The sequence below is a fragment of the Bacillus sp. 05T31 genome, assembly GCF_056396725.1.
The window spans coordinates 1-1960 of the sequence record NZ_JBFTMA010000778.1 but is presented as its reverse complement, the minus strand read 5'-3'; the positions used below and the strand labels follow the sequence as shown (position 1 = coordinate 1960).

The window sequence follows — 1960 nt, the reverse complement described above, 5'->3', positions numbered from 1 at the left end:
GAAGAGATGATCGACAGATTTGGTGATTATCCACAAGAAGTTGGTTATTTATTACAAATTGCAAACATTAAAGTGTTGGCAATGAAAGAAAAAATTGAGTTAATTAAGCAAAATAAATTTGAAGTAACATTCCTGTTTTCTGAACAAGCGAGCCAAAATATAGATGGTGGAAAATTATTCATGCTAGGAAGTAGTTTTGGCCGTATGATCGGTCTTGGTATGGAGGGGTCACAATTGAAAATTGTGATGAAAACGAATGGATTAGAGACGTCGAAATGGTTAACAATTGCTGAAAATTTATTAAAAGGCTTGCCAGATGTAAAAAAAGAAGTAATAAATGCCTAATATAAGATAAAAAATACAATTCGACGTGCATAGAAGAACTAATGTGTAAAATACTATGTTTAATAGTTGGTGATTTTTACATGAACAGGTAAATTCACCACTTTGATCATCAGTAGAAAGTGAGGCAGCATTAGAATGAAAGCAACTGGAATCGTACGTCGAATTGATGATTTAGGCAGGGTAGTAATTCCGAAGGAAATTCGTAGAACTTTACGTATACGTGAGGGAGATCCACTAGAAATATTTGTTGATCGCGATGGAGAAGTGATTTTGAAAAAATATTCTCCAATTAGTGAACTAGGTAATTTTGCAAAGGAATATACGGAAGCTTTATACGATAGCTTAGGACATAATGTGCTTGTATGCGATCGTGATTCTATTATCGCAGTAGCAGGCGCATCTAAAAAAGAATACTTAAATAAAAGTGTTGGCGATTTAATTGAGAAGACAATGGAAGAGCGTAAGTCTGTAATTATGACAGATGAAAGCGAAATTTCAATTATTGATGGAGTAACAGAAAAAGTGAGCTCTTATACAATTGGCTCAATTATTGCAAATGGAGATCCAATCGGAGCTGTCGTTATCTTCTCTAAAGAGGCTATTATAAGTGAAGTAGAGCATAAATCAGTAAATACAGCTGCAAGCTTTTTAGCGAAACAAATGGAGCAGTAGCGAAGTGTAATTTCTATAAGTAGCAATCTTTCCTAATTATGATATTTCTATTTGAGAAATTAACTATTTGGAGATATAAGTATATTGAACGAAGGTAGCGCTTTGCTACCTTTTTTCATTGAATATTTTTGCTGTTGAAAGAAGCCAGTGAATGTAAGGAATATGAAGGAGAGCCAGTTTTTCTTTGTGATATAATACGAGGGGTGAGAATAGAAAAAGGAGTTTTCTTGTATGGAAGCGAAGAAGTACCAAGCCTTTTGGCGTGGGGCTATTATATTAACAATCGCAAGTTTTGTTACGAAGGTATTAAGCGCTTTTTACCGTATTCCATATCAAAATATAGCGGGTGATGTTGGTTTTTATATTTACCAACAAATTTATCCGTTTTATGGATTTTGTTTGATTTTAGCTACTTATGGGTTTCCCATTATTATTTCAAAAATGGTCGCAGAAAGATTAGAACGAGGAAAACAAAAAGAAGCAGAAGAAATTATTTGTGTATCTTTTTGGTTTTTATTAGGAATTGGATTTATAGGGTTTTTCACATTATTCTTTGGGGCCGAAACAATTGCATCGGCTATGGGCGATATACATTTAGATAAATTATTACGTGTTATTTCGTTTTCATTCCTACTAATGCCATTTTTATCTGTAGCGAGAGGATATTTTCAAGGTTTCAATAATATGATGCCGACGGCTGTTTCGCAAGTAATTGAACAAACGATTCGTGTTTCTATTATTGTATTTTTATCACTATTCCTTATTGCTCATGGATTTGATTTATATACAGTTGGTGCGGGTGCCATGCTAGGTTCAATTGCAGGCGGGCTTATTGGGATTATCGTACTTTTACTTTATATGCGTCATGATTTCCATGCTATTTTCTTCAAAGGATGGAAGGGAATTAGAAATAAAAAAGGGATTGTTCGAATCCTTTTTTGGC

3 protein-coding genes are annotated in these 1960 nt (G+C 33.9%); all 3 read left to right on the top strand.

Annotated elements, in window-relative coordinates; translation table 11 throughout:
- A partial coding sequence (locus AC1DJR_RS28140; protein ID WP_477004063.1) for a TRCF domain-containing protein occupies positions 1–345 on the top strand: 345 nt, incomplete at its 5' end.
- A gap of 135 nt (positions 346–480) precedes the next feature.
- Positions 481–1017, top strand: coding sequence for a stage V sporulation protein T (gene spoVT, locus AC1DJR_RS28135; RefSeq protein WP_002009670.1), 537 nt, complete (start codon positions 481–483; stop codon positions 1015–1017).
- Positions 1018–1248: 231 nt separating this feature from the next.
- Positions 1249–1960: oligosaccharide flippase family protein (locus AC1DJR_RS28130; RefSeq protein ID WP_477004062.1), on the top strand; the 712-nt coding region annotated here is incomplete at its 3' end.